Annotated in this window: 1 protein-coding gene; it reads left to right on the forward strand. The window is 75.2% G+C overall.

The features are described 5' to 3' along the window. Positions 1 to 81: 81 nt before the first annotated feature. On the forward strand, positions 82 to 661 hold a 580-nt coding region (locus tag CCN72_RS34425; RefSeq protein WP_143664299.1), incomplete at its 3' end, for an aminotransferase class V-fold PLP-dependent enzyme.

A 661-nucleotide genomic window follows, 5' to 3' on the forward strand; every position in this document is an offset into this window, starting at 1 on the left:
TTGGGGGGCGGGTGCAAGTGGGTGGCGGGTAACGCGCGCCCCTAGGGTCGGCACAGGTCACCGGCGTTTTACCGTGGGACCGTGGCCTACTTCGACGCGGCTTCCGCCGCTCCCCTTCATCCCGTCGCCCGCCAGGCTCTGTTGGCCGCCCTCGACGACGGGTGGGCCGACCCCGCGCGGCTGTACCGGGAGGGGCGCAAGGCGCGGATGCTGCTGGACGCGGCGCGGGAGGCGGCGGCCGAGGCGGTCGGGTGCCGGGCGGACGAACTGGTCTTCACCCCGTCGGGGACGCGGGCCGTACATACGGGCGTCGCGGGGGCGTTGGCCGGAAGGCGCCGGGTGGGACGCCACCTGATCGTGTCAGCGGTCGAACATTCCTCTGTCCTCCATTCGGCGGAGGTGTTCGAGGCGGAGGGCGGCTCGGTGACCCAGGTGCCGGTGCACCGGACGGGCGCCGTCTCCCCCTCGGGCTACGCCGCCGCGCTCCGTACCGACACCGCCCTCGCCGTGCTCCAGTCGGCCAATCACGAGGTGGGCACCGCCCAGCCGGTGGCCGAGGTGGCCGAGGTCTGCCGGGCGGCCGGGGTGCCGCTGCTGGTGGACGCGGCGCAGTCGCTGGGCTGGGGGCCGGTCGAGGGCGGCTGGTCGCTGCTCGCGGCCA

The organism is Streptomyces murinus, assembly GCF_002154555.1.
Lineage (GTDB): Bacteria > Actinomycetota > Actinomycetes > Streptomycetales > Streptomycetaceae > Streptomyces > Streptomyces murinus.